Genomic DNA, 23,479 nt, shown 5'->3' with positions numbered 1-23,479 from the left:
CTCGGGTATGCGACAGCAGGCTCACAGGGACACCCCGGAGCCACGGTTCGGCGACGGCCTGCGGGCGCAGGACCCGGCTCACCGTGCGGTGCGCGACGGCAGCGACCCGGGCTCGCCGGGCGGGCGGGTGCAGACGTGCGGGCGGGTGTGGAGGGAACATGGTCGGGTGGGAAACCTTCCGGGGCGTGACCAGGAGGCCGAGCGGGCCGACCAGCGGGCACTGGGGGAGGCGCTGCGCCAGGGCCGCGGTGACACGGGGGCGTCCATCGGCATGCTCTACCTGCCCGACCCCACCCGGCGCGTCCTGCGCCTGGCCATGGTCACCGGGGTGTCCCGCGAGTTCGCCCTGCCCTGGTCCCGGGTCGGTCTGGACGACCCCATCCCGGTCGCCGACGCGGTGCGTGAGCGCCGGCTCGTCTGGCTGGGCGACCGGGAGGAGTCGGCCCGCCGCTACCCGCGCCTCGGCCTCGTCCTGCCGTACGATTTCGCCCTCGCGGCCGCCCCGATCGCCGCCGAGGCCTCCGACCGGACCGGATCCACGAGGGCCGGGATCGTGCTCCTGTGGCCCGGCTCCCACGAGCCCCACCTGAGCGCCCCGGAACGTCGGGCGGTGGAAGAGTTCTGCGGCCGTCTCGCGGACATCCTGCGACAGGCCGCCGACGCAGGCCGCCCGATCCGTCCCCCGGCGCACCCGGTCATCCTGCGGCCGCTCCCGCCTCCCACCCCGGGACCGGCCGAGGCGGCCGCCGTCATGGCCTTCGTCCGCCGGCTGTCCGGAGGCAACTGCGCACTCGATCTGAACGGCACGATCACCTTCATCACCCCCGAGGCGGCCGAGCTGCTCGCCGCACCCGTCTCCCGGCTGCTCGGAGCCCTGCCCTGGGAAGCCCTCCCCTGGATGGACACCCCCGCCATCGAGGACCACTACCGGGCCGCAGTGATCAGCCGGGTGCCCCGGAGCTTCACCGCCGCGCCACCGGCCGGCCGGCGCGTGCGCTTCGACCTCTACCCGGACGACACCGGGATCAGCGTCCGCATCACGGCGGCCGCCGACCTGTCCGCCCCGCCGCCCGCCGCCCCGCCTCCCCCTTCGGCCGAGCCGGCGCCCAGCCGTGCCACGGCCCTCTACCAGCTCATGCACCTGGCGGCCACCCTCACCGAGGCCGCCCACATGCGGGACGTGGTCGAGCAAGCCGCCGACCAGCTCGTCCCCGCACTCGGAGCCCAGGCCCTGGCCCTCCTGGTGGAGGAGGAGCAGCGCCTGCACATCGTCGGCTACCGCGGCTACACGGCCGAGCTCATGGCCCTGTACGACGGCATCCCCCTCAGCACCCGTACCGCCACCACCCACGGCCTGCACACGGGCAACCCCCTGTTCTTCGGCGACGCGAAAGAGCTCCGCGCCGCCTACCCGGCCATCCGGATCGCGGACAACATGGCCGCCTGGGCCTTTCTGCCCCTCATCGCGTCCAACCGCCCCATCGGCACCCTCGTCCTGTCCTACGCCCGAACGCGTACCTTCGCCCCCGGCGAACGGGCCGTCCTGATCTCCATCGCAGGACTCATCGCCCAGGCCCTGGACCGCGCCCGCCTCTACGACGCCACCCACCAGCTCGCCCACAGCCTGCAGACCGGCCTGCTGCCCCGCGCCCTGCCCGGCATCCCGGACCTCGACGTGGCCGCCCGCTACCTGCCCGCCGCGCACGGGCTCGACATCGGCGGAGACTTCTACGACCTCATCCGGATCGACGACACCACCGTCGCGGCCGCCATCGGCGACGTCCAAGGGCACAACGTGAACGCCGCCGCCCTCATGGGCCAGGTCCGCACGGCCGTCCACGCCACCGCCGGCGCACCACCGGCGGAGGTGCTCGGGCGCACCAACCGGCTCCTGACCGACCTCGAACCCGGACTGTTCACCAGCTGCCTGTACGCCCACATCGACCTTGCGGCGCGGACCGCCCACCTGGCCACCGCCGGCCACCCGCCGCCCCTGCTGCGCCGCGCCGACGGCCCGGCCGAGATGCTGCGCCTCCCGCCCGGCCTGCTCCTGGGCATCGAACCCGGCACCTCGTACACGGCCGTCGAGATCCCGTTCACCCCCGCGACCCTTCTCGCGCTGTACACCGACGGGCTGGTCGAGGTCCCCGGCCGGGACCTGGAGGAAGCCATCGCCGAAGTCGCAGCCCACGTCACCGCAGCCTCCGGGAACCAGCCCCTGGGAACCCTGGCGGACGACCTCATCGACCACGCCCGCAGCAGCGCGCCCCGGACCGACGACATCGCCCTTCTCCTGCTGCGCTACCGGGAGGGGCGGGAAACGTGACGGAGCCCGGGAGCGTATCCAGCTCCCGGGCTCCTGTTTGCCACCCATTTGCGCACATCGGCGGCGTCGCCCGGCGGGCCGACAGCGCGCCGGAGAACTTCACCGTCGTCCAGTAGCCGACCGGGACGTCCTCGTAGTACACCTCGACCTGGGCCGGGTGCTTCTCGGTGGCCTCGGCCTTCACGTGGTTGCGCGGCACCTTCTTGGTGCGGATCGTGCGGACCGGGTCGGTCTTCCACGCGTCCGTCGAGGGGTCGAGGTTCCACGCCTCCGACGCGTCCAGCACGGGGAGCTTGCGTACGAACGTGTGCAGGTCGGTGAGCTGCTTCTCAAGGAACAGCAGGTACGGGACCGGCACTTGGGGCAGCAGGACCGTTCCGTCGACCACGACGTCCGCGGCCGCCGTGCGGTTCGCCCAGTCCTTCGTCGCTGTCACGTCGAACAGCCGCGTCAGCGTCCCCGCCGTCGCGCGCAGCACACATCAGTCCGGCGCACATCCGAGTATTTCGCGCCTGGCGGTGGCGGTGGCGGGCGGCGCCGGGCCGGGGCCCACAACGCACGCGGCTCGCCCCGCCGCCCGGGGTGGGCGGCGGAACGAGCCGTGGGTGCGACGAGATCAGACCGCGGGGGACGGGTACGTCGGGTACTCGACACCGGAGACGTGCTGGACGACCCGGATGACCTGGCACGAGTAGCCGAACTCGTTGTCGTACCAGAGGTAGAGGATCGCGTTGTCGCCGTCGACCTTGGTGGCGCCGGCGTCGACGATCGAGGCGTGGCGCGAGCCGACGAAGTCCATGGAGACGGCGTCGGGGGCGGTGGTGAAGTCGATCTGGCGCTTCAGCGGCGAGTTCAGCGAGACGTCGCGGAGGTAGTCGAGGACCTCGTCGCGGGTGGTCTCGCGGCCCAGGCGCAGGCTCAGGATGGCGATCGAGACGTCCGGGACGGGGACGCGGATCGAGCTGCCGGTGATCGGGGCCTTGAGGTCCGGCAGCGCCTTGGCGACGGCGGAGGCGGCACCGGTCTCGGTGATGACCATGTTGAGCGGCGCGCTGCGGCCGCGGCGGTCGGCCTTGTGGTAGTTGTCCAGCAGGTTCTGGTCGTTCGTGAACGAGTGGACGGTCTCCACGTGACCGCGCAGGACGCCGTACTCGTCGTCCATGGCCTTCAGCGGCGGGACGATCGCGTTGGTGGTGCAGGACGCGCAGGACAGGATCTGCTCGTCCGGCTTGATCGTGTCGTGGTTGACGCCGTGGACGATGTTCGGGACGTCGCCCTTGCCCGGGGCGGTCAGGACGACCTTGTCGATACCGGGGCGCAGGTGCTTGGAGAGGCCCTCGCGGTCGCGCCACTTGCCGGTGTTGTCGATGAGGATGGCGTCCTTGATGCCGTACGCCGTGTAGTCGACCTCGGACGGGTCGTTGGCGTAGATCACCTTGATGGCGTTGCCGTTGGCGATGATCGTGCTGTTCGCCTCGTCGACGGTGATCGTGCCGTTGAACTGGCCGTGGATCGAGTCGCGGCGCAGCAGCGAGGCGCGCTTGACGAGGTCCTGGTCGCCGCCACCGCGGACGACGATGGCGCGCAGGCGCAGGCCGTTGCCGGAGCCGGCCTTCTCGATCAGCAGACGGGCGACCAGGCGGCCGATCCGGCCGAAGCCGTACAGGACGACGTCGCGGCCGGCGCCGCGCTCGATCTTGTTGGCACCCGTGGCACCGGCGACGGCCTGGGCGGTGAAGTCCTCCACCGAGAGACCACGGTCGTCGGCCTTGTAGGTGGTGGCCAGCATGCCGATGTCGATCTGGGACGGACCCAGGTCGAGCGTGGTGAGGGCCTGCAGGAACGGCAGCGTCTCGGTGACGGAGAGCTCCCCGCCGGCTATCTGCCGGGCGAATCGGTGAGTCTTCAGGATGCTGACCACCGACTTGTTCACCAAGGAGCGGCTGTGAAGCAGGATCGTGACGTCCTGCTCCCGGTGCAGCTTCCCGATGATCGGGATCATCGACTCCGCGATCTCCTCGCGGTTCTTCCAGTTGGTGAACGAGTCGTCATTGACAGTCACAGGTTTATCTTTCGAGCTAGGCGGCGCTCACATGGTAACCCCCCACCACATTGACCACTCAAGGGGTACCGCCGCGGTGGTCCTTTGTGGGTATTTTGTGCATTTTGCACCTTTGCGAACGCCTCATCCGACGCTGCGACCGGCGAGGGGGAGGGTCCGGGGTGGCGCACCGGACCGCGGCATTGCGGCGCAACCGCGACAACCTTGGCGTGTCGGCCAGTTGTCCTGATTCAGATCATTCGCGAGGATCACGCGACCTGCCCCTTCGGGCGATCCGCCCGACTTCCTCCCGCAGCAGGGTGGTCAGGCCAGCGAAGTTCAGCCAAAGGAAACACCTTCGTGAACCTGAAACGCCTCGCCCCGCTGTTCGCCGCCGCCGGTCTGCTCGCGACCACACTCCCCGCGCTCTCCGCCACCCAGGCGTCCGCGGCCGAAGTGGAGGAGTACGCACCCGGGAAACCCTCGTGGCAGCGCTGCAGCCCCGACCAGCCGGCCGCGTTCGAGTGCGCGACCATCAAGGTCCCGCTCGACTACCGGCACCCCCGGGGCGCCATGCTCGCCATCGCCTTGTCCAGGATGAAGAGCGAGAACCCGGCCAAGCGGCACGGGGCCCTGCTCCTCAACCCGGGCGGACCGGGCGCCTCGGGCCTGAACCGGCCCCTGGTCATGAACAGGCTGATGCCCGGGGAAGTACGCGAGCAGTACGACCTGATCGGCTTCGCGCCGCGCGGCGTGGGCCCCTCCAGCCCGATCACCTGCGGGATGACCCCGGACGAGGAGAACGAGGAAAGGCCCTACAAGGAGGAGACGTTCCAGAAGGACGTGGCGTGGGCCCGTACGGTCGCGGACAAGTGCCGTGAGAAGTCCGGCCCGGTGCTGCCGTTCATCACCACCCGCAACACCGCCCGCGACATGGACGCGATCCGGGTGGCACTCGGCGAGAAGAAGATCTCGTACGTCGGCTACTCCTACGGCACGTACATGGGCGCCGTGTACACGCAGATGTTCCCGAAGCGCACCGACCGCTTCGTGCTCGACAGCGCCGTCGACCCCGGCCGGGTCTGGCGCGGCATGACCCAGGTGTGGGCCACCGAGGCGGAGCCCGCCTTCAAACGGTGGACGCAGTGGACCGCCGGGCGCGCGGCCGAGTACCAGCTCGGCGACACCCCGGAAGCGGTGGCCAAAACCTTCTGGGACATCGTGGCCCGGGCCGACCGGACACCGATCGTGATGGGCTCGCAGACGCTCACCGGCGACGACGTCCGCACGGCCCGGAACCTCTTCTTCACCCCGGACCAGGCCGCCTACATCGTCAGGGCGATGAAACGGGCGGCCGACGGCACGCCCACCACCCTGTCCGCACCCGAGGCGGAGCTGCTGAAGCCCGCCGCGGAGCCTGCCCCGCAGACCCCGGCCGAGCCCTCGGACAACGCGATGGCCGTCCTGTGGGCCGTGACGTGCGGGGACACGGATGCCTGGCCGCGCGATCCCGGGCAGTACGCGCGGGAGGCCGCCCAGGACAAGGCCAAGTACCCGCTGTACGGGGACTTCGCCTCCAACATCAGGCCGTGCGCCTTCTGGCAGCCCCCCGCCGAGCCGGCGACGCCGATGAACACGAAGGCGAACGTGCTGACCGTGCAGAACGAGTGGGACCCGCAGACCCCGCTGGTCAGCGGCCTGGGCCTGCACAAGGCGCTGCGGGGCTCGCGGATGGTGCTCGCGCAGGGCGGTGAGGGCCACGGCGTGTACCTCTCCTACGGGGGTTCCTGCGCCAACGAGCCGGTCAACGCCTACCTGGCCACGGGCAGGCTGCCGGAGAAGGACGTGACCTGCCGGGCGACGCCGGGCGGCAACGAGCACCGCGCGGAACTGGTAGCGCCGTCGCCGCAGGGTTTCCCGGCGCTCACGCCCGGGAAACCCTGACCCCGGGAGTCGGCCCGTCGCGCGTGTCCCAGCCGCCCGGGGGATCGTTTGCGCAGGCATGACGACGACGCGCTCCACGCCCACCACCAAAGCTCGGCACCGGGCCGCGGATGACGGCGCCCGCCCCCTCCACATCCCCCGGCAGCCGACGTACGCGGCCGTGGCCGCCCCGCTGTTCGAGCAACTCGCCCGGGAGTGGGCGGCCCGGGGGGCCACCGTGCCGGGGCGGCCGGATCCGGCCTGGCGCCGGCTCGTCTCCTGGGAGCACTTCGAACGGGAGACCGCGGCCACGATCCGCGATCTGCACCTGCGCGGCCCGGAACCCACACCCGAGCCCGCCTCCCCGGGCAACCCGCCCCGGTGGAGACGGGCATGAGACCGGGCACCGGGCCGACCGGGAGCGAGGACGAAGCCCGGCGGCCGGGGGCGGCCAGGGCCTAGTGAGCCGCGCGACAGGCCCCGCCTGCGATGTTCGCGGAGATTCCGGCGGCCTGGAGGCTCGCGGTGCAGCTGGTCTGGTTGCCGATCTGGCCCTCGTAGCACGCCTGCACCACGGCGTCCGTGACCTGCTTGCCGTGTTGTACGACGTACTGCTCGCAGTCCTGGATGCTGGTGGGGGCGGCGGTGGCGGCCGGGGCGGCGAAGAGGGCGCCTCCGGTGGCGAGGACCAGGCCGGCGAGGATGCCGGGGATACGGGCCGACGGACGCATGCGGATACACCTGCTCTCTTGGTCGGTCACGCGATCCGCGCGTGTGCCGGACCACGCGCGGGGGCGGCGCGGAGCGGGCACTCCGGGGGGCCACCGGCTCGACGCATCGGTCACCCCCGCCCTTTCGACGCTAGAGCACCGCACCAGCGCCCGCACTCCGGCCGACGGGTTTCCCGGCCCGTGCGCAGCCGGCCCGGAAACGGGGACGGGGACCGAACGCGGAGGATGCTCTCCGCTTCCGGTCCCCGGTCTCCGGTCTCCGGGCCCGATTCGGATCAGGCCTTGTCCGTACGGCCGCCCAGGCCGATGCCCACCAGCAGCGCCGCCGCGACCACGATCACCGCGTCGATCGCCAGGACCGTACGGACCCCGTCGAAGAGCGAGCCCTGCGTGGTGGCGAGGACGCCGAGCAGGGGGATCCCGATGGTCAGGCCGACCTGCTGCGTCGTGGTGACCAGGCCGGTCGCCAGGCCCTGCTCCTCATCGGGCACACCGCTCGTCACGGTCAGCCCGTACGAGATGATCGCGCCGAGATGGAACATGCTGGCCACCGAGACGGCGAGGGTCGCCACCAGCGCGCCGGACCCGGCGCCCACGGTGAGCAGCGCGGCGGTGAACGCGCCCTGGCCGAGCAGCGAGCCGACCAGCGTGCGCCGGGCGCCGAAGCGGCCGATGACCTTCGGTGCGTACGAGCCGGCGAAGGCGGATGCGATGCCCTGGACGCCGAAGACCAGGCCGGTCCGGAAGGACGACAGCTCCAGCGTCTCCTGGAGGTACAGGGTCAGGACGAAGATGACCGTCGACATCATCGCGAAGGTCACCAGGCCGCCGACGTTCCCCCAGGCGACCGTGCGCCGCTTCAGCATCGGCAGCGAGACCAGCGGGGCCGGGGTCTTCGACTCGACCACGACGAAGGCGGCGAGCAGGGCCAGGCCCGCGACCAGGGTGCCCCGGACGTCCGCGCCGCTGAAGCCGTGCTGGGCCGCCGTGGACAGGGAGTAGATCAGCGCGAGGAGACCGCCGGTGACCGTGACGGCACCCGGTACGTCCAGGCGCGGCCGGTCGGGGGTCCGCGACTCGGGGAGCAGCCCGGGGGCGAGGGCGAGCACGATCACCGCGGTGACGGAGAGCAGCCCCATCGTGGACCGCCAGCCGAGGGTGTCGGTCATCACGCCGCCGAGGACCATGCCGATGGTGAAGCCGAGGGACAGCAGGGTGCCGGAGATGCCGAGCGCCTTGTCGCGGAGCGGGCCCTCGGGGAACGTGGTGGTCAGCAGGGACATGCCCGTCGGCACGATGACGGCCGCCCCGAGGCCCTGGAGGGCGCGCCCGGCGAGGAAGGACGCCGGGTCCCAGGCCAGGGTGGCCAGCAGCGAGGCCGTTCCGAAGAGGGTGAGGCCGATCAGGAACAGCTTCTTGCGTCCGTACAGGTCGGCGATCCGGCCGAAGAGGAGGAGGAAGCCGCCGGAGGGCAGCGCGAAGGCGGTGACCGCCCACTGCAGCGCCGACTGGTTCAGGCCCAGGTCCTTGCCGAGCGCCGGCAGGGCCACGTTCAGTACGGAGAAGTCGAGCGCCACCATGAACTGGGCGGCGCAGAGCACGAAGAGGACCAGCTTGGCCCGGCCGGTGAGCCGGTCGTTGCCGGGGACTGCGGCCCGGGGGCCGGTGGTTGTCGTCTGAGTATCGATCGCCATGGCCACCACCCTCGTGGTCCGGGAATGGCCGTGGAGAGTGGGAACTTATCCTGTTGGTGGCACCACCAGGCAGCCGACAGGGGGAGTGAGTGGCTACACCGATCGACAAGCACCGCCGTTCCGAACTGCGCGAGTTCCTGATGAGCAGACGGGCGAGGGTCAGCCCCGCGGACGCCGGGCTGCCGGACGGCGGGGCCCGCCGCCGCACCCCGGGGCTGCGCAGGGAAGAGGTCGCCGTGCTCTCGGGGGTCGGGGTGTCCTGGTACCAGTGGCTGGAGCAGGGCCGCGACATCACGGTGTCGCCGCAGGTCCTCGACTCGGTGGGCCGGGTCCTCAAGCTGACCAGTGCCGAGCGCCGGCACCTGTACGTACTGGCGGGGCTCAACCCGCCCGCGCTCGAAGTGGCGCCCGCCGACCGCGACATGTGCCAGGGGCTGAAGCGGCTGATCGACGCCTGGATGCCGTTCCCCGCGCACATCATGGACGTGTACTGGAACACCGTGGCGTACAACGATGCCGCCGCCCTGGTGCTCGGCATGCGTCCGGAGACCGTGCAGAACTGCCTGATCGCGTTCTTCACCGACCCCATCTACAAGGCGCGTTCACCGCACTGGGAGGAGATCGCCTGCTCCGTGGTCGCCCAGTACCGGGCGGCGTGCTCGGAGTGGCCCGAGGACGAGGGGTTCCGGGCCGTCATCGAGGAGGCCAGGGACCTCAGCCCGGAGTTCGCCGCGCTGTGGGACCAGCGGGACATCCGGCCCGGCGGCCAGATGCAGAAGGAGATCGAGCACCCGGTCGTGGGCACGCTGTTCGTCGAATCGACCCAGCTGCGCGTGCCGGCCCGGCCCGACCTGTCGATCGTGCTGCACACCCCGCTGCCGTCCACCGACACGGCGGAGAAGCTGGAGTGGCTGACCTCGGCGGAGGGGCGCCGCGGCACCATGTACCCGATCGCCGGCTGAGCCCGGCGGACCGCCCGGGCGCGAGGGCGGCTGTCCGCCCCACCGGCGCCGCCGTGCCGGTGTGGTTGCGCCGGTGTCTGTGCCGGTCGGGCGACCCGAAGCCCTTGGCCGAGGCCGCCTCGCAGATCCTCGACCTGGTGGGGACCGCTGCACGAGGGGTACCGCCGGGTCTGGCACGGTGCCATCGGCTCGGTGGCTGCCGCCGGGTGGTGATGCACACCCCGGGGGCGACGAACCTCCGGGGCAGAGCGCAATTCAATTGCCTTGCGGCACCTGCGAGTTCGGCCCGTTTGTGATGTGGTTCATAATGGCCGGACGGCATCATCGGCAATACCGCTGATTCCTCGGTATCCCTGCCGCAAGGAACCCCGAGGGTTCCGGACATTTGCGGTTGCCGGACCGGGGATACGTCTGCGCTGGTGGGTGACGGTGCAGTTGCCTCCATTGTTCCCGCCGTCGGCGGGATTTCGGCCCCACAGGCCAGAAATCTGTGGCCTTTGGCCGAGGAAGGCCTCGACCGATTTGGCAGCTCGTTCCTCTTGTCTCATCATGTGAACAGACATCAGGTTGAAGTCGCGCTGGTCAACTCTGTGCAATGTGCGCATTGTTGACTGATCAACGGGTGAGAGTGGTGTGAGTTCCGCCACGCCCCGACGCGTCGCCTGTCTCCCGTCTATTTCAACTTTCATCTTTCGAGGTAAAGGCAGCATGCCCGTCCAGCAGTTTTCAGACCTCGTGCGTTTCGCCCGTGACCGTTCCCCTTTCTATGCAGGCCTCTATGCGGACCTGCCGCCGCACGTGAGCCGGATCACCGACGTGCCCGTCGTCGACCAGGACGAGTTCTGGGCCGCCAACACCCTGCACGACAACCGCGTCCTGACCGCCCCCCTCGGGGAAGCCGTGGTGTTCAAGACGGGCGGCACCACGGGGACACCGCGGTTCTCCTGCTACACCCGCGAGGAGTGGCAGGAGTTCGTCACCGCCTTCGGCGCCGGGATGGCCGACGCCGGCCTGCGGCCCGGCCACAGGGTCGCCGACCTCTTCTACGCCGGTGAGCTCTACGCCAGCTTCCTGTTCATCCTGGACTCGCTCGCCCATGCGCCCGTCGCCAACGTCCGGCTGCCCATAGGCGGCGGCGCCCCGCTGGAGTCGACACTCACCACGATCGAGGACTTCGACGCGCACGTCGTCGCGGGCACGCCGACCACGCTGTGCCGTCTCGCCGAGCACATCGCCTCCACCGGCCGCCAACTGCCCGGCGTCGAGCTCCTGTTCTTCGGCGGCGAGGCACTCTTCGCCGATCAGCGCCGCCTCCTCTCGGCCGCCTTCCCCAACGCCACACCCCGTTCGCTCGGCTATGCCAGCGTCGACGGCGGCCTCCTCGGCCGGCCGGTGCCCGGCCCGGACACCCGTACGCACCGCACGTTCACCCCGCACACCATCGTCGAGATCCTCGACGAGACGACCGGCGAACCGATCCGCGAGCCGGGCCGGCCCGGACGGGTCGTCGTCACCCAGCTCTTCCGCAGCCTCATGCCCGTCATCCGCTATCCCGCCGGCGACCGCGCGGAATGGACCGACACCGAAGGGGGCGCGTTCCGCATCCTCGGCCGTGCCGAGGAAGGCGTACGGGTCGGCCCCGTCTCGCTGTACTGGCAGGACGTCACGACCGCCGTCGCCGTCGCCGACACCGGGGGCCGCGTCACGGGCATGCAGCTCGTCGTACGCCGCTGGGAGGGCCGCGACGGCCTCGTACTGCGCCTGGCCACCACTCCCGGCCAGGACCCGGCCGCCCTGGAGGTCTTCGCCAAGGAGGTCGTCACCGGGCTGAACACCGCCCGGCCCCTCTATCCCGACAGCGTCGCCGCAGGATTCGTCCACCCGCTCAGCGTCGAGTGGGCCGGCCACCGCGACCTCGTGGTCAACTCCCGCTCCGGCAAACTCGTGCGCGTCATCGACGAGAGGCCGACCGCATGACCGCGCCGACCCCGCCGGCTGCGGCCGCCAGCCGCCGACTGCCCCTCGTCCTGCGCAACCGCGCCTTCGGCACCGTCTGGCTCGGCCAGGTGCTCACCCAGGCCGGTATACGCATGTTCCAGGTGGGCATCTCCTGGTGGCTCGTCAGCGACGCCGCTGCCGGTGAAGGCGGCTTCGCTGCCGGGCTGTTCATGGCCGTCAGCACGCTTCCCGCCGTGGTCCTGGCCCCGCTCGTCGCCCGCGCCATCGCCCGCTTCGCCCACCGCTCGCTGCTGCGCACCGCGGCCGGGGGAGCGGGGACGGCCGCCGCCGCACTGGCCGCCTGGGCCTGCGCGAGCGACCTGCCCGTCGCCGCGGCCTACGCCGCCGCCCTGGCCCTGGCCACCTGCCAGGCCTTCTTCGACCCGTGCCTGACCACCTCCGTGCCCGAGCTCGTGGACGACGAGGACATCGAGGCCGCGACCGGCTTCGAGCTGTCCACCCAGTCGCTGGCGAGCCTCGGCGGAGCCCTGCTCGGCGCCCTCGTCGTGGACGCGGCCGGGGTGGCCGGCCTCGCCGTGGGCTGTGCCGCCGCCTACGCCACGGCCGCCCTGCTCGTCGCGACCGCACGGTTCCGCACCGCGGCTGCCGATGTCGATGCCGGTGCCGCCCTGGACGCCGGGGCAGGCGGGGAGGAGGCAGCGCGTCGGACACTGCGTCAGATCCTGGGCGCCATGCCGCACGTCCGCGGAATCCTGCTTTGCTTCACCGCGGCCAACCTCTTCACCACGGCCGTCTTCGTCGTCATGCCGCTGTACACCGCATCGGTGCTGCACGGCGACGGCGGCACCGTCGCCCTCCTGGAGGCCTCGCTCGGCGTGGGCACCCTCATCGGCTCCTTCACCGGTGCACGGGTGCCCGGCCGCCCCGCCGTGGTCGGCACCGCGTGCCTGGGCGCGATGGCCGCGGCCCTCGCCGTCCCCGGCCTGATCGCCGCACGGCCTGTCATCGCCGGCGCCCTGCTGGTGACCGGCTGGTGCGTCGGCGTGATCGGGGTCCGCTTCGTGGCCCTGTTCCAGCGGCTGGTCCCGGCCGCAGACAAGCCCGCCTTCTTCGCCGTCATGCAAGCCGTCCTCGGCGCGACCTTCCCGGTCGCCTCGCTGCTCTTCGGCTTCCTGGGCGACCACCTCTCCGCCCAGGCGCTGTGCCTGATCCAGGCGGCCGGGCTCGTGCCCGCGGCCCTCGCGCTGGCCCTGCTCCCCGGCCACGCCCACCCGGCGGGCGGGCCCTCCGCCGAGACCGGTGGCACCGAGACCGGCGGCACCGAGACCGGCGACACCGAGGCCGGGCCCGAGACCGAGACCGGTGGCACCGAGACCGGTCCCGACGCCGCGCGCATCCCCGAATCCGTCGCAGCGGCCCCCGCCGCGCCCGCGCCGGCGTCCTCGCCGGCGCCGACCCGCGCAGGAGGCGCACGATGACCGCCGCGATCGAGCAGGCCACCCCGGCCGACATCGCCGATCTCCGCCAGCTCTACTACGCCGTCTACGGGCCGCACTACCCGACGGCCCTCGGCACCGACCCCGCCGAGATGTCCCGGCTGATCCAGGACCCGCACACCCTCTGGCTCGTCGCCCGCTGCTTCCGTACCGGCGCCCTCGCCGGATCGGCCGCGGTCCACAGCGAGCCCGGCAGCCGCGTCGGGCGCCTCGAAGGGCTCGCCGTCCACCCCGACCAGCGCGGATCCGGGCTCGCCGGGCAGCTGACCCAGGCCCTGTGCGCCGGCACCCTCGACACCGGGATCCTCGACTCCGTCTACGCGACCGTACGGACCGTCAGCGCGGGCCCCCAACGCGTCGTGGCCCGCAACGGGTTCCGCCCGCTCGGCATCCTGCCCAACGCCGTGGAGCTCAGCAGCCGCGAAAGCCTCGCGCTCTACGCGCGTCACTCGCCCGGCGTGCTGGACCGCCGGGTACCGGTCGCCGAGGTGCCCGCCTCCCTGGTGCCACTCCTGCGCACCGCCGGGGCCAGCCTCGGCATCAGCTACGCGGACGCCGAGCCCACGCAGCCCCTGCCGGCACCCGCCGGGCCCGCCGCGCGGCCCCTGGAGATGATCGAGGCGCCTGCCTTCGTCCGTCGCCGCTTCCACGAGCACTTCCCCGACACCGGCCGCTGGTTCTACCCCCTGCACACCCCCAACATCCTCCTCACCCCCGACGACGGCGGTTTCGAGGTGTACGCCTACCTCAACCGCACCGGCGGCTACTGCGCCCTGGTCACCGCCCACCCGGACCCGGTGGCCGCCGCCGGCTGGCTGGAGCCGGTCACCCGGACCCTCACCCGCGCCGGCGCCGGCTACGTCGAGGCGCTCGTACCCCTCGAACACCATGCCGCGCTCTCGGCCTTCGCCGCCCAGGGCTTCATCGCCGGAGCCCTGTACCCGGCCATGCGCCGGGACGGGGACGGCTTCCACGACTACGTGGTGATGTCCCGGACCACCGAGCACATCGACTTCCGCGGCGTGGTCGTCGACCCGCCGCTCCAGCCCTTCCTCGATTCCTATGTGTCGGCCTGGGCGTCGACACACCTGCCCGTACGTGAGGTTGCTTCATGACCCCCTCGAAACCCCATCTCGCCCCCGTCGACGTCCCCGACGCCACGGCCCTCGGCCGGGTGCAGCAGCTCTGCGACCTGCCCGGGCCGTACACCTCCGGTCCCGCCGAGGAGGAGCTGTTCACCGCGGCCATGGCGGAGATCAACGCCTGGCACCGCGACCGGTCCCCGTTCTTCCGCAGCCTGTACGACGGGGACCGGCCGGACACCCCGTACCGGGCGCCGCTGGTGCACGCGAACTTCTTCAAGCGCCACGAAGTGCTGTCCATACCCGAGGACGAGGTCCACCTCCACCTGACCTCCTCCGGCACCACCGGACAGAAGTCGCAGATGTTCTTCGACGAGTGGACCATCCGCTCCGCCCAGCGCATGGTCGCCCGCATCTTCGACCACAACGGCTGGATCACCCCCGACCAGCCCGTCAACTACCTGCTCTACAGCTACGAGCCCGCCCGCGACCTCAACCTGGGCACCTCGTTCACCGACAACTACCTCTGCGACTTCGCCCCGGCCCGGCAGGTCGAGTACGCCCTGCGCAACACCGGCAACGGGCACGAGTTCGACCCCTTCGGATGCGTCGCCGCACTGGGCCGCTTCGCCGAGGACGACGTCCCCGTCCGCATCCTCGGCTTCCCCGCCTTCCTCTGGTTCACGCTGGAGCGGATGCGTGCCATGGGCGTGGCGCCGCTGGAGCTCCCGGAAGGCTCCCTGATCATCCTCGGCGGCGGCTGGAAGGGCCACACGGACCGGCAGATCGGCAAGCACGAGCTGTACGCCCGCGTCACCGAGCAGCTGGGCGTCCCCTCGGAGCGGATCCGGGACACCTTCGGCTCGGTCGAGCACTGCGTCCCCTACATCGAGTGCGCGCACCACAACCTCCACGCGCCGGTCTGGTCCCGCGTTTTCATCCGCTCCACCCGCACCCTCGAACCCCTCCCGTACGGCGAGCGCGGCTACCTGCACCTGGTGTCCCCGTACATCACCTCCGTACCGGCGCAGAGCGTCGTCATGGGCGACCTCGCCTCGCTCCACCCGGGCGAGGAGTGCGGCTGCGAGCTGACCACCCCGTGGTTCACCATCCACGGCCGCGCCGGCGTCAGCCGCAACCGCAGCTGTGCCGTGGCCGCCGCCGAACTGATGAAGGGAATGTCATGACCGACACCATCAACCACCACTACTGGCAGGGCACCTTCATCGGGGACGACGAGGCGGCCCGCCGCCTGGCCACGCTGCCCGCCGCCGTCGAGGCCGCCCTCGCCGCACCGCTGGACACCGAGACCGTCCTGGCCGCCTGCGACGCCCTCTCCCGCGCGCTGCGCGACCCCGGCCACCGCGTACGGGAGCGGCTGGTCCCGCACCTGCCCGCGGGCGGCGACGCCGACGCGGAGGAGATCCTCGCCGAACTCGCCGGCTTCCTCGCCCGCAGCTCCCTCACCCGCAAGCTCCGCCGCGAGCTGGGCGGCACCGCCCCGCAGCGGCTGAACCGCCCCGACGCCAAGGAGACCGTCTACGAGGCCTGGGCCCCTGTCGGCCTGGTCGCCCACATAGCCCCCGGCAACGCCGCCACCGTCGCCCCGCTCAGCCTGATCGAGGGACTCCTCGCCGGGAACGTCAACGTCCTCAAGACCAGCAGCGCCGACACCTTCCTCGCCCAGCACCTCCTCGCCGAACTCGCCGCGCAGGACCCCACCGGCGCCATCGCCGAACGCATCGTCGTGCTGCGCTTCCCCTCCTCCCGCCAGGACTGGCTGCGCCTGATGTGCGCCCCCGCCGACGCCGTCGCCGTATGGGGCGGCGAGACCGCCGTCGAGGGCGTCGCCGCCCATGTCCCGGCCGGCTGCCGCCTGGTGGAATGGGGCCACAAGATCTCCTTCGCCTTCCTCACGCAGGACGCCTGGACCGACGAGGCGACCCTGACCGCCCTGGCCCGGGACATCTGCCTCTTCGAGCAGCAGGCCTGCTCCAGCCCCCAGGTCGTCTACCTCGACACCGAGACCGGGAACACCGGCGCACTGCACGCGTTCGCCGAACGCCTCGCCGCGGCCCTGGCCGCGCAGCCGGCGCCCGCCGAGACGCAGCTCGACCCGGCCGAGTACGCGGAACTGACCACCACCGAGCACCTCGCCCGCCTCGAAGAGCACCTCGGCCTCACCCGCGTGCTCGCTGCCCCCGACGGCACGTGGCGCGTCATGGCCGACACCCGCCCGGCGCTCACCGCCTCGCCGCTGCACCGCAGCGTGTGGGTCAAGCCGCTGCCGCGCAAGGACCTCATCGCGACGCTGCGCCCCATGCGCCGCTACCTCCAGACGGCGGGCATCGCGGGCAGCCGCACCGACACGGCAGAGCTCTCCGCCCTGGTCCTGGCCGCCGGGGCCACCCGGGTCACCCCCGTCGGAGCCATGACGGCGGGCTACGCCGGTGAACCGCACGACGGCGTCTACGCCCTCCAGCGCTACAGCCGCCGCGTCGCCGTCCAGGCCGACGAGCGCTTCGCCGCCACCGCCTGCCTCGACGACCTCGCCCGCCCGGCCGTCTTCCCGCAGGCCGCGGGGCCGCTGCTGGACAAGGCCGCCGTGCAGGAGCTCAACCGCGGCGTCGACCGCCGCGACGCCGAGCTGTACTTCCGCAGCGGGGGCAGCACTGGTACGCCCGCCCTCTCGCTGTTCACGTACGAGGACTACGACACGCAGATGCACGCCGCGGCCCGCGGGCTCCTCGCCGCCGGCTACGACCCGGCCCGCGACCGCACGGCCAACCTCTTCTACTGCGGCGGCATGTACGGCGGGTTCATCAGCTTCTTCTCCATACTGGAGCGCCTGGGCGGCATCCAGATGCCGATGGCCGCGGGCTCCGACCACCGGGCCACCGCGGAGATGATCGTGGCGTACGAGGTCGACACCCTCTTCGGCATGCCCTCCTACCTCTGGCAGCTCCTGCACGAGGAAGCGGGCCTCCTGCTCTCGTACGGCGGCCTGCGCAAGATCTACTACGGTGGCGAGCACTTCACGGCGGAGCAGCGCCGGACCCTCACGGAGACCTACGGCATCGAGGTCGTCCACTCCATCACCTACGGCAGCACCGACCTCGGCCCCCTCGGCTACCAGTGCGCGCACAGCAGCGGCGGCGTGCACCACCTCCACGCCGACCTGCACACCCTGGAGATCGTCGACGCCGACGAGGACCGCCCCGTGGCACCGGGGGAGACGGGCCGGCTCGTCTTCACCACGCGCGCCCGCCGCGGCCAGCACCTCGACCGGTACGTCATCGGCGACCTCGGACGCGCGCTCCCCGGACGCTGCCCCTGCGGCAGTCACGCCCCGCGCTTCGAGCTGCTGGGCCGGCTGGGCGAGGTGATGCGGGTGGCGACGTACTTCCTCAACTACCGCCGCTTCGTGGCCATCGCGGAGGAGCACCTGGGCTACGGCGGCGAGATCCAGGCCGTCCTGACCGGCGGGGCCGCCCGCGAGGTCCTCACCCTGCGGATGGAGAGCGCCCACGCCCCGGACCCGGACAGGGCCCGCGACGCCTTCCTGGCCGCCTACCCCGAGGTGCGGTCGGCCGTGGCGGAGAAGCTGCTCGACTTCACGGTCGAGAGGGTGGACGGAGCCGGTCTGGCCCGTACGGAAACGAGCGGAAAGCTGCTGGCCGTGCTGGACCGGAGGCGGTAGCACCCGGAGGGCGACGCGTGGCGGGGCGCGGCGGGCGCGTCCGGCCGCGCCCGCCGCTCATGCCGTCGTGGGTGCGTGCAGCGGCTACCGACCCGGTGCCGCTTGTGCACCGGCCGTCTCGACGCGGGCGGCTCGGGCACGGACCACGAACCGCCGGGAGGAGACGGTGACGGCGACGGAGACCGCGGCCGCGGCGGTGATGGCCGTGCCGGGGGTGAGGTACTGGGCAAGGCCGCCGGCGATCGCGGCTCCGATGCCCTGCCACGTCATTCGGCCGGCGGACTCGACCCCCTGGACCTGCCCGCGGACCGGATCGGGCGTCAGTGCGAGAAGCTGCTCCTGGAGCGGCAGGGTGGAGGCGAACCCGGCACTGGCGATGAACACCGCGGCCGTCGTCGCCCATATCGGCGGGTGGACGGCGAACAGCAGGTAGGGAACGGCGAGCAGCAGTCGCAGGGCGAAGGCGCAGCGGCGTCGCCCGTCGGCGGTGAGCAGTCGCCCGACCGCCAGGTCACCGAGGAGCATGCCCGCCGAGCCGGCGGCCAGGAGGGCGCCGGCGTGTTCCGGGGCGTAGGAGATGAACAGGGCCTCGCAGCCGACGACCAGGCCGTTGGGGACCCACAGGTTCAGCAACAGCGCGCGCTGGCCGGAGTGGGAGAAGAGCGCGGTGTTCGTAGCCCAGGTCTGACGCAGTCCGGGGCGACGCGTCAGACGGATCGATCGCTCCCGGACGGTCGTTGCCACGACGAGCAACCCGACTCCGGTCAGGACCGCCGAGGCGGTGAAGACCTCCTGCGAGCTCAGGTACCGCAGCAGTGCGGCGCCAATGGCGTAGCCGAGGATGGCCATTCCGCCCGAAGTGATGTTCATCAGCGACCGTGCCAGCGCATACACAGAGGTCGGCACCACCTCGGCGAGCAGCCCCATCCGCGTTCCGGTGCCCAGGGACTGGAAGAATCCCACGACGAGGAGCAGACCGAACCGGGCAGCCAGCGGCAGCCCCGGAACCGCCTGTGCGGCAGCACCCGCCAACGAGACGCACTGGAGCGCGACGAGGGTCCGGCGAGGACGGCTCCCGTCCGCGACCGACATCAGCGTCAACGCGCCGAGCACCGTCGCGAACGTGGCGCCGTACATGCTCACGGCTGTCAGGAACGGGGACCGGGTCTGCTGGTTGACCAGCGTGCCGAGCGCGAAGCCCGACAAGGTGCTCGCAGCGACGGTGAGCGTGAAGCCGGCGTACAGCCCGGCGAACTCACGGTTGCGGAGCAGGCCACGGTAACCAGAGGTGGGAGGCGTGAGGGACGTGGACGTGGTGGACGTTGACGTGTCAGAAGGCATGAAAAAAGCCTCCGAACGCACCCGTTGGGGGGCGCCGAAGGCCGACACCGTCATTCTAGCAGCCCGCCCGCTTGACGTCGGCCGGTCCGGGAGCCGCTGAGCGGGTGCGGCGGGTGGGGCCAGGGGTGCTGGGCGGATCTTAGACGGAAGGGGGCGTGTTTTTCGTCAAATCTCCCATTCTCCTCGCGCTGCCCCACACGCTCAGTAACGTCAGCCTCACAAGTGGTCCGGTGGAGCAGGCGAGCGAGCAGGCAAGCGAGCGAGCGGGCGCCGGGCATGGACGAGAGATGAGGGAGCGCGCGCCGATGGCAAATGTGGAAGTTTCCTTGAAGGAGACGATGACCTCCATCGAGGGCACCCTGGGGGTCGCGCTGGTCGACTACACCAGCGGAATGGCACTCGGAACTCTGGGCGGCGGCAAGGATCTCGACCTGGCGGTCGCCGCGGCGGGCAACACCGACGTGATCCGGGCCAAGGTCCGCACCATGGAATTGCTGGGTCTGAAAGACGAGATCGAGGACCTCCTGATCACGCTCGGGAATCAGTACCACCTGATCCGGCTCCTCAAGGGCCGGGGGAGCAACGGGCTGTTCCTGTACGTCGTACTGTCCAAGTCCAACTCCAATCTGGCGATGGCCCGACACCAGCTCAAGCGCATCGAATCCGCCCTGGAGGTTTAGCCGGTGCGCTCTCGGGCCCACGCATGCCCACGAATTGAAGAAGTCTTCAATCCGGCACATCCGAATTTGGTCAAGCAAGGGCGCGCGTGGGCCCATTGGGCGGAATGATGGGTGCCGGAGGACAGGAACTCACGGATCCGGGCCGAGAGCGCGGGTCCAAGCAACGGCGGGAGCGTTTGTGGGCATGCAGGTACCCCTGTACCAGGCGAAAGCCGAGTTCTTCCGCATGCTCGGACACCCTGTCCGGATCCGCGTTCTGGAGCTCCTGCAGAACGGTCCGAGGCCCGTACGCGAACTCCTCGCCGAGATCGACATCGAGCCGTCGAACCTGTCCCAGCAGCTGGCGGTCCTGCGCCGCTCCGGCATCGTCATCTCCACGCGCGACGGCGCGACCGTCAACTACGCCCTCGCCGGCGGCGACGTCGCCGAGCTCCTGCGTGCGGCCCGCCGCATCCTGACCGAACTCCTGGCAGGTCAGAGCGAACTCCTCGCCGAACTGCGGCAGGTGGAACCCCAGAGCGGCCGTACGGGCCCGAGGGCCGGCCTCTGAGCCGACAGATCCTCACCGTAAGCCGCCCCCGCCGACCCTCGGCCGGCGGGGGCGGCTACGGCCGGGCCTCGGGGGTGCTCCCGGGCGCCGGTTCCCGTACGGCGCCGGCGAGGACCGCGGTCACGACCTTGCGGACGGCTTCGGGGTCCGGCGGGGTGCCGTTCCGGTCTGCGAAGAGCAGGTGTCCCGTACCGACCAGGGTGGGGGCGAGGACCTCCACGTCGGCCCCGGCCGCGATGCGGCCCAGGTCGCGCTCGGCGGCGAGGTAGGAGGCGATCGCGGCGGTGGCCTCCGTCAGTACCGGGACGCCGGTGGGCGTGGTCTCGCGCAGCCGGGCGCGGACGTCGTCCCGGGAGGTGACGAGGCCGACGATCGCCACGGCGACCGATTCGAACAGGCTGGTCAGCGCGTCCGTGAGGCGGCCGGCCACGGTGCCGGTACCGGCGCCCTCGCGCAGGGCGGCGGCCTGGCCCTCGACGCGGGCGATGCGGTCGTGCACGAGTGCGACGAGGAATGCGTCGAAGTCGGTGAAGTGCCGGTGCAGGACGCCCTTGGCGCAGCCCGCCTCGGTCGTGACGGCCCGGCTGGTCAGCGCGTTCGGTCCGTCCCGGAGCAGGACGCGCTCGGCGGCGCCGAACAGCTGCTCGCGTACGTCGTGCAAGGCCACCCCTGTCGGCACTGCGGATCCCGCCTTCCCTCGTCGAACCCACCCGTTGACGAGTGGGCATGTGCCCACTCATAGTGGGCGCATGCCCACTTTACCTCCGGAGCCCTCGCTCCCGCCCGCGAGCCGGCCCCATCAACACCGCCGTGCTGCCGAGTCGTTCGGCTCCGAAGCCGAACGCTACGACCGGGCCCGGCCCCGCTACCCCGACGCCCTGGTGCGCCGGATCGTCGCCGGCAGCCCCGGCCCCGACCTCCTCGACGCCGGCTGCGGTACCGGAATCGCGGCCCGGCAGTTCCAGGCGGTCGGCTGCAGGGTGCTCGGTGTCGAGCCCGACGCGCGGATGGCCGCCCGGGCGCGGCATCTCGGGGTCGAGGTCGATGTCGCGACGTTCGAAGCCTGGGACCCGGCCGGCCGGGAATTCGACGCGCTGGTCTCCGCCCAGGCCTGGCACTGGATGGACCCGGTCGCCGCAGCGGCGAAGGCCGCCCGGGTGCTCCGGGCCGGTGGCAGCCTGGCGGCGTTCTGGAACGTGTTTCGGCTGCCGCCCGCACTGGCGGAGGCCTTTGCGGCGGCGTACCTGAGGGTGGCGCCGGACGCGCCGTTCGACGTCCGGGCGATGACGGGGGCCCTGGACGGGTACCGGGTGCTGTTCGCGAAGGCCGCGGGCGGGATCCGCGAGGCGGGCGGGTTCAGTACGCCGCAGGAGTGGAGGTTCGACTGGGAATGGACGTACACGCGCGACGCGTGGCTGGGCCAGATGCCCACCCTGGGCGCCCTCACCCGCCTTCCGCCGGCTGCGGTGGACGAGGTGCTGGCCCGCGTGGGGGCGGCGATCGACGTGATGGGCGGCGGGTTCACGATGTCGTACGCCACGGTGGCGGTCACCGCGACACGCACCGGCACGGCGATGCCAGAGGGCACCGTTCCGCTCATTTGACGGACCATCCGCTGCTCGGCCCGGCTGCCCGGGATCAGCTTGTGGTCGTCGCCTGGGCCGACGACCACAAGCGCCCCTGGGCGGCCGGCGTACCGCTGGACGCCGACCACCACGCGGTGCTGGACGAACGCGGGCTGCGCCGCCTGGTGCATGCGGAGGCCGAGACAGTGTTCGCCATCGTCGACCGCTGCGAGCCGACGGCGACGATCGGATCGGCCGCGCCGTACCGGCTCACCGGCAACGGGGCGCTCCAGCCCGGGGGATGAGGCGCACGTGCACCGGCTAGCCGTGCTGTCCGGGCCGGCCGGTGACCGGGATGTTGATGCCCAGATTCCGGATCAGCACCCATTCGACCTCGTCCCCCACGGGGAACTCGGCCTCGACGTCGGTGTCGGTCACGACCTGGGGGACGGTGCCCGTCGGGTCCTGCTCCCGCAGGTTGAGGTGGAGCACCTCGGGCGTGGCCACGATCGGCGGACTGGCGAGCTCCAGCGCCAGCCGGAAGCCCGGAGTGGGGCAGGCGGCCACGCCCTTCACCCTGACCGTGCGCCGGCCGTGGCTCGTCCGGTGTTCCGTCGCCGTGAAGTGTTCGGTCTTGTACTCGCAAGCGGTTCCGTTGGCCGGTTCAGCCATGTTCGCTCCTCTGGGACGGGGCGCTGCCCCGGGGGCCGGTGGTCGGCGCCGGCCGTGTCGGCAACACCCGCACGGCATCACCCTCGGCGCTCGCGGCCGGACCCGCAACTCCGGCCGGGCGTAGGCGCATGCATCGCGCCACCCTGCTGCTCGCGGGCGGCGCCACCGCCGCGCTCGGGACCGGGTCGGGCGCCGGCTGTCGTTCCTGTACGGGCACCTCGCGCTGCTCGCCGCGTACGCCCTGCTCCTCACCTCGGTCGGCGGATGCTGTCCTGGACGGGGTTCGCGACCGGGGACTCGTACGCCACCACCGCCTTCTCCACCCGGACGGCCATCCCCGACCTGCGTACGGGTGACCTCGTCACCTCGATGGAGCAGGTACCCCTCACCATCGACGGCGTCCGCCACCACTCCCCTGACGTCAACTACGGGGGAGTGACGTTCGAGACCCCGCTCGCCGAGACGCGCAGCATGGACGACCGGGCGGCCTGGCCGGACGAGGGCACGCTCGCCTACGCGCTGCCGGGTGCGCAGGGCCGTGCGAGTGACATCCGGACCGTCCCGGCGGACGGCAGGGCCGCACCCCCGTATCGCCGTCCCGGGCGGCTCGTCACCGGCCGCGCTGCGGTGAGCGCCGCCCGGCCTCCCGGGCCGGAACGGCCTAAGGGTTGTCCCGTAAATGATCTTCGAGTGGCCTCGGGCATGGCGGGCTGCCGTGCGGCCTGCTCGCTTATCCGGCGAGGGTGAGGTTGTGCAT

General features: G+C 71.8%; 20 protein-coding genes and 1 pseudogene. 14 read left to right on the top strand and 7 right to left on the bottom strand.

All coding sequences use genetic code 11. The features are described from left to right. The first annotated feature begins 166 nt into the window (after nt 1-166). Nucleotides 167-2,326 (top strand): SpoIIE family protein phosphatase, encoded by a 2,160-nt coding sequence (locus tag ABTY04_RS29095; RefSeq protein WP_352216376.1) that lies wholly within the window; start codon nt 167-169, stop codon nt 2,324-2,326. Here the strand turns inward: ABTY04_RS29095 and ABTY04_RS29090 are convergent. Together ABTY04_RS29090 and ABTY04_RS29085 are read right to left on the bottom strand one after the other, a co-directional pair. Next, nucleotides 2,241-2,804, bottom strand: a pseudogene (locus tag ABTY04_RS29090) (DUF7873 family protein); the annotation flags it as partial. The gene ABTY04_RS29095 and the pseudogene ABTY04_RS29090 overlap by 86 nt on opposite strands. A gap of 138 nt (nt 2,805-2,942) precedes the next feature. Further along, the gene (locus tag ABTY04_RS29085; RefSeq protein WP_352216375.1) at nt 2,943-4,388 is read right to left on the bottom strand and encodes a glyceraldehyde-3-phosphate dehydrogenase; all 1,446 of its coding nucleotides are present in this window, start codon (nt 4,386-4,388) and stop codon (nt 2,943-2,945) included. 339 nt (nt 4,389-4,727) lie between these two features. Here ABTY04_RS29085 and ABTY04_RS29080 point away from each other — a divergent pair, with 339 nt between their 5' ends. Continuing rightward, nucleotides 4,728-6,311 carry an alpha/beta hydrolase gene (locus ABTY04_RS29080; RefSeq protein ID WP_352216374.1) on the top strand — a complete coding sequence of 528 codons (1,584 nt, stop codon included), beginning with the start codon at nt 4,728-4,730 and terminating at the stop codon, nt 6,309-6,311. A 58-nt stretch (nt 6,312-6,369) separates the two neighbouring features. After that, nucleotides 6,370-6,687, top strand: coding sequence for a hypothetical protein (locus ABTY04_RS29075; RefSeq protein ID WP_352216373.1), 318 nt, complete (start codon nt 6,370-6,372; stop codon nt 6,685-6,687). A 61-nt stretch (nt 6,688-6,748) separates the two neighbouring features. Here ABTY04_RS29075 and ABTY04_RS29070 read toward each other — a convergent pair whose 3' ends face one another. After that, complete coding sequence (locus tag ABTY04_RS29070) at nt 6,749-7,021, bottom strand: hypothetical protein (RefSeq protein ID WP_352216372.1); 273 nt, start codon at nt 7,019-7,021, stop codon at nt 6,749-6,751. Between the two features lie 275 nt (nt 7,022-7,296). Then, nucleotides 7,297-8,715, bottom strand: a complete 1,419-nt coding sequence (locus ABTY04_RS29065; RefSeq protein WP_352216371.1) for an MFS transporter — start codon at nt 8,713-8,715, stop codon at nt 7,297-7,299. A 140-nt stretch (nt 8,716-8,855) separates the two neighbouring features. Between ABTY04_RS29065 and ABTY04_RS29060 the strand changes: the two genes are divergently transcribed. The 6 genes from ABTY04_RS29060 to ABTY04_RS29035 all read left to right on the top strand — a co-directional run bounded on the left by ABTY04_RS29060 (nt 8,856) and on the right by ABTY04_RS29035 (nt 17,914). Continuing rightward, nucleotides 8,856-9,677 (top strand): helix-turn-helix transcriptional regulator, encoded by an 822-nt coding sequence (locus ABTY04_RS29060; protein WP_352216429.1) that lies wholly within the window; start codon nt 8,856-8,858, stop codon nt 9,675-9,677. Nucleotides 9,678-10,385: 708 nt separating this feature from the next. Continuing rightward, nucleotides 10,386-11,654 (top strand): phenylacetate--CoA ligase family protein, encoded by a 1,269-nt coding sequence (locus tag ABTY04_RS29055; protein WP_352216370.1) that lies wholly within the window; start codon nt 10,386-10,388, stop codon nt 11,652-11,654. After that, on the top strand, nt 11,651-13,114 hold the full coding sequence (locus ABTY04_RS29050; protein ID WP_352216369.1) for an MFS transporter: 1,464 nt from the start codon (nt 11,651-11,653) through the stop codon (nt 13,112-13,114). The genes ABTY04_RS29055 and ABTY04_RS29050 overlap by 4 nt, the downstream gene beginning before the upstream one ends. Then, on the top strand, nt 13,111-14,247 hold the full coding sequence (locus tag ABTY04_RS29045) for a GNAT family N-acetyltransferase (protein WP_352216368.1): 1,137 nt from the start codon (nt 13,111-13,113) through the stop codon (nt 14,245-14,247). Before ABTY04_RS29050 ends, ABTY04_RS29045 begins: the two co-directional genes overlap by 4 nt. Further along, a complete protein-coding gene (locus ABTY04_RS29040) occupies nt 14,244-15,401 on the top strand; it encodes a LuxE/PaaK family acyltransferase (RefSeq protein WP_352216367.1) in 1,158 nt (385 codons plus the stop codon). The genes ABTY04_RS29045 and ABTY04_RS29040 overlap by 4 nt, the downstream gene beginning before the upstream one ends. Beyond that, on the top strand, nt 15,398-17,914 hold the full coding sequence (locus ABTY04_RS29035) for an aldehyde dehydrogenase family protein (RefSeq protein WP_352216366.1): 2,517 nt from the start codon (nt 15,398-15,400) through the stop codon (nt 17,912-17,914). The genes ABTY04_RS29040 and ABTY04_RS29035 overlap by 4 nt, the downstream gene beginning before the upstream one ends. An 84-nt stretch (nt 17,915-17,998) precedes the next feature. Here ABTY04_RS29035 and ABTY04_RS29030 read toward each other — a convergent pair whose 3' ends face one another. Then, nucleotides 17,999-19,255 (bottom strand): MFS transporter, encoded by a 1,257-nt coding sequence (locus ABTY04_RS29030; RefSeq protein ID WP_352216365.1) that lies wholly within the window; start codon nt 19,253-19,255, stop codon nt 17,999-18,001. 305 nt (nt 19,256-19,560) lie between these two features. Between ABTY04_RS29030 and ABTY04_RS29025 the strand changes: the two genes are divergently transcribed. Beyond that, nucleotides 19,561-19,935 carry a hypothetical protein gene (locus ABTY04_RS29025; protein ID WP_352216428.1) on the top strand — a complete coding sequence of 125 codons (375 nt, stop codon included), beginning with the start codon at nt 19,561-19,563 and terminating at the stop codon, nt 19,933-19,935. A gap of 184 nt (nt 19,936-20,119) precedes the next feature. After that, nucleotides 20,120-20,485, top strand: coding sequence for an ArsR/SmtB family transcription factor (locus tag ABTY04_RS29020; RefSeq protein ID WP_352216364.1), 366 nt, complete (start codon nt 20,120-20,122; stop codon nt 20,483-20,485). Nucleotides 20,486-20,540: 55 nt separating this feature from the next. Here ABTY04_RS29020 and ABTY04_RS29015 read toward each other — a convergent pair whose 3' ends face one another. After that, complete coding sequence (locus ABTY04_RS29015) at nt 20,541-21,164, bottom strand: TetR/AcrR family transcriptional regulator (RefSeq protein ID WP_352216363.1); 624 nt, start codon at nt 21,162-21,164, stop codon at nt 20,541-20,543. A 70-nt stretch (nt 21,165-21,234) separates the two neighbouring features. On the opposite strand from ABTY04_RS29015, the gene ABTY04_RS29010 reads away from it, so the two are divergent. Both ABTY04_RS29010 and ABTY04_RS29005 read left to right on the top strand, forming a co-directional pair. Further along, nucleotides 21,235-22,089 carry a class I SAM-dependent methyltransferase gene (locus tag ABTY04_RS29010; RefSeq protein ID WP_352216362.1) on the top strand — a complete coding sequence of 285 codons (855 nt, stop codon included), beginning with the start codon at nt 21,235-21,237 and terminating at the stop codon, nt 22,087-22,089. A 41-nt stretch (nt 22,090-22,130) separates the two neighbouring features. Continuing rightward, entirely contained in the window at nt 22,131-22,355 is a 225-nt protein-coding gene (locus ABTY04_RS29005) for a hypothetical protein (protein WP_352216361.1), read from the top strand. A 16-nt stretch (nt 22,356-22,371) separates the two neighbouring features. On the opposite strand, the gene ABTY04_RS29000 is transcribed toward ABTY04_RS29005, so the two are convergent. Then, entirely contained in the window at nt 22,372-22,722 is a 351-nt protein-coding gene (locus tag ABTY04_RS29000) for a hypothetical protein (RefSeq protein ID WP_352216360.1), read from the bottom strand. A gap of 264 nt (nt 22,723-22,986) precedes the next feature. Between ABTY04_RS29000 and ABTY04_RS28995 the strand changes: the two genes are divergently transcribed. Continuing rightward, entirely contained in the window at nt 22,987-23,469 is a 483-nt protein-coding gene (locus tag ABTY04_RS28995; protein WP_352216359.1) for a hypothetical protein, read from the top strand. Nucleotides 23,470-23,479: the final 10 nt, after the last annotated feature.

Source organism: Streptomyces sp. NPDC097981, assembly GCF_040302565.1.
Taxonomy (GTDB): domain Bacteria; phylum Actinomycetota; class Actinomycetes; order Streptomycetales; family Streptomycetaceae; genus Streptomyces.
The sequence above is the reverse complement of the archived record's forward strand: the minus strand, read 5'-3'. Positions and strand labels throughout refer to the sequence as shown.

Bases quoted from the DNA above. Each gene is read 5' to 3' on its own strand.
- ABTY04_RS29060 (WP_352216429.1), top strand. From the start codon at position 8,856: ATGAGCAGACGGGCGAGGGTCAGCCCCGCGGACGCCGGGCTGCCGGAC.
- ABTY04_RS29000 (WP_352216360.1), bottom strand. From the start codon at position 22,722: ATGGCTGAACCGGCCAACGGAACCGCTTGCGAGTACAAGACCGAACAC.
- ABTY04_RS29065 (WP_352216371.1), bottom strand. From the start codon at position 8,715: ATGGCGATCGATACTCAGACGACAACCACCGGCCCCCGGGCCGCAGTC.
- ABTY04_RS29020 (WP_352216364.1), top strand. From the start codon at position 20,120: ATGCAGGTACCCCTGTACCAGGCGAAAGCCGAGTTCTTCCGCATGCTC.
- ABTY04_RS29070 (WP_352216372.1), bottom strand. From the start codon at position 7,021: ATGCGTCCGTCGGCCCGTATCCCCGGCATCCTCGCCGGCCTGGTCCTC.
- ABTY04_RS29025 (WP_352216428.1), top strand. From the start codon at position 19,561: ATGGCAAATGTGGAAGTTTCCTTGAAGGAGACGATGACCTCCATCGAG.
- ABTY04_RS29050 (WP_352216369.1), top strand. From the start codon at position 11,651: ATGACCGCGCCGACCCCGCCGGCTGCGGCCGCCAGCCGCCGACTGCCC.
- ABTY04_RS29075 (WP_352216373.1), top strand. From the start codon at position 6,370: ATGACGACGACGCGCTCCACGCCCACCACCAAAGCTCGGCACCGGGCC.
- ABTY04_RS29010 (WP_352216362.1), top strand. From the start codon at position 21,235: ATGCCCACTTTACCTCCGGAGCCCTCGCTCCCGCCCGCGAGCCGGCCC.
- ABTY04_RS29035 (WP_352216366.1), top strand. From the start codon at position 15,398: ATGACCGACACCATCAACCACCACTACTGGCAGGGCACCTTCATCGGG.
- ABTY04_RS29040 (WP_352216367.1), top strand. From the start codon at position 14,244: ATGACCCCCTCGAAACCCCATCTCGCCCCCGTCGACGTCCCCGACGCC.
- ABTY04_RS29030 (WP_352216365.1), bottom strand. From the start codon at position 19,255: ATGCCTTCTGACACGTCAACGTCCACCACGTCCACGTCCCTCACGCCT.
- ABTY04_RS29055 (WP_352216370.1), top strand. From the start codon at position 10,386: ATGCCCGTCCAGCAGTTTTCAGACCTCGTGCGTTTCGCCCGTGACCGT.
- ABTY04_RS28995 (WP_352216359.1), top strand. From the start codon at position 22,987: ATGCTGTCCTGGACGGGGTTCGCGACCGGGGACTCGTACGCCACCACC.
- ABTY04_RS29045 (WP_352216368.1), top strand. From the start codon at position 13,111: ATGACCGCCGCGATCGAGCAGGCCACCCCGGCCGACATCGCCGATCTC.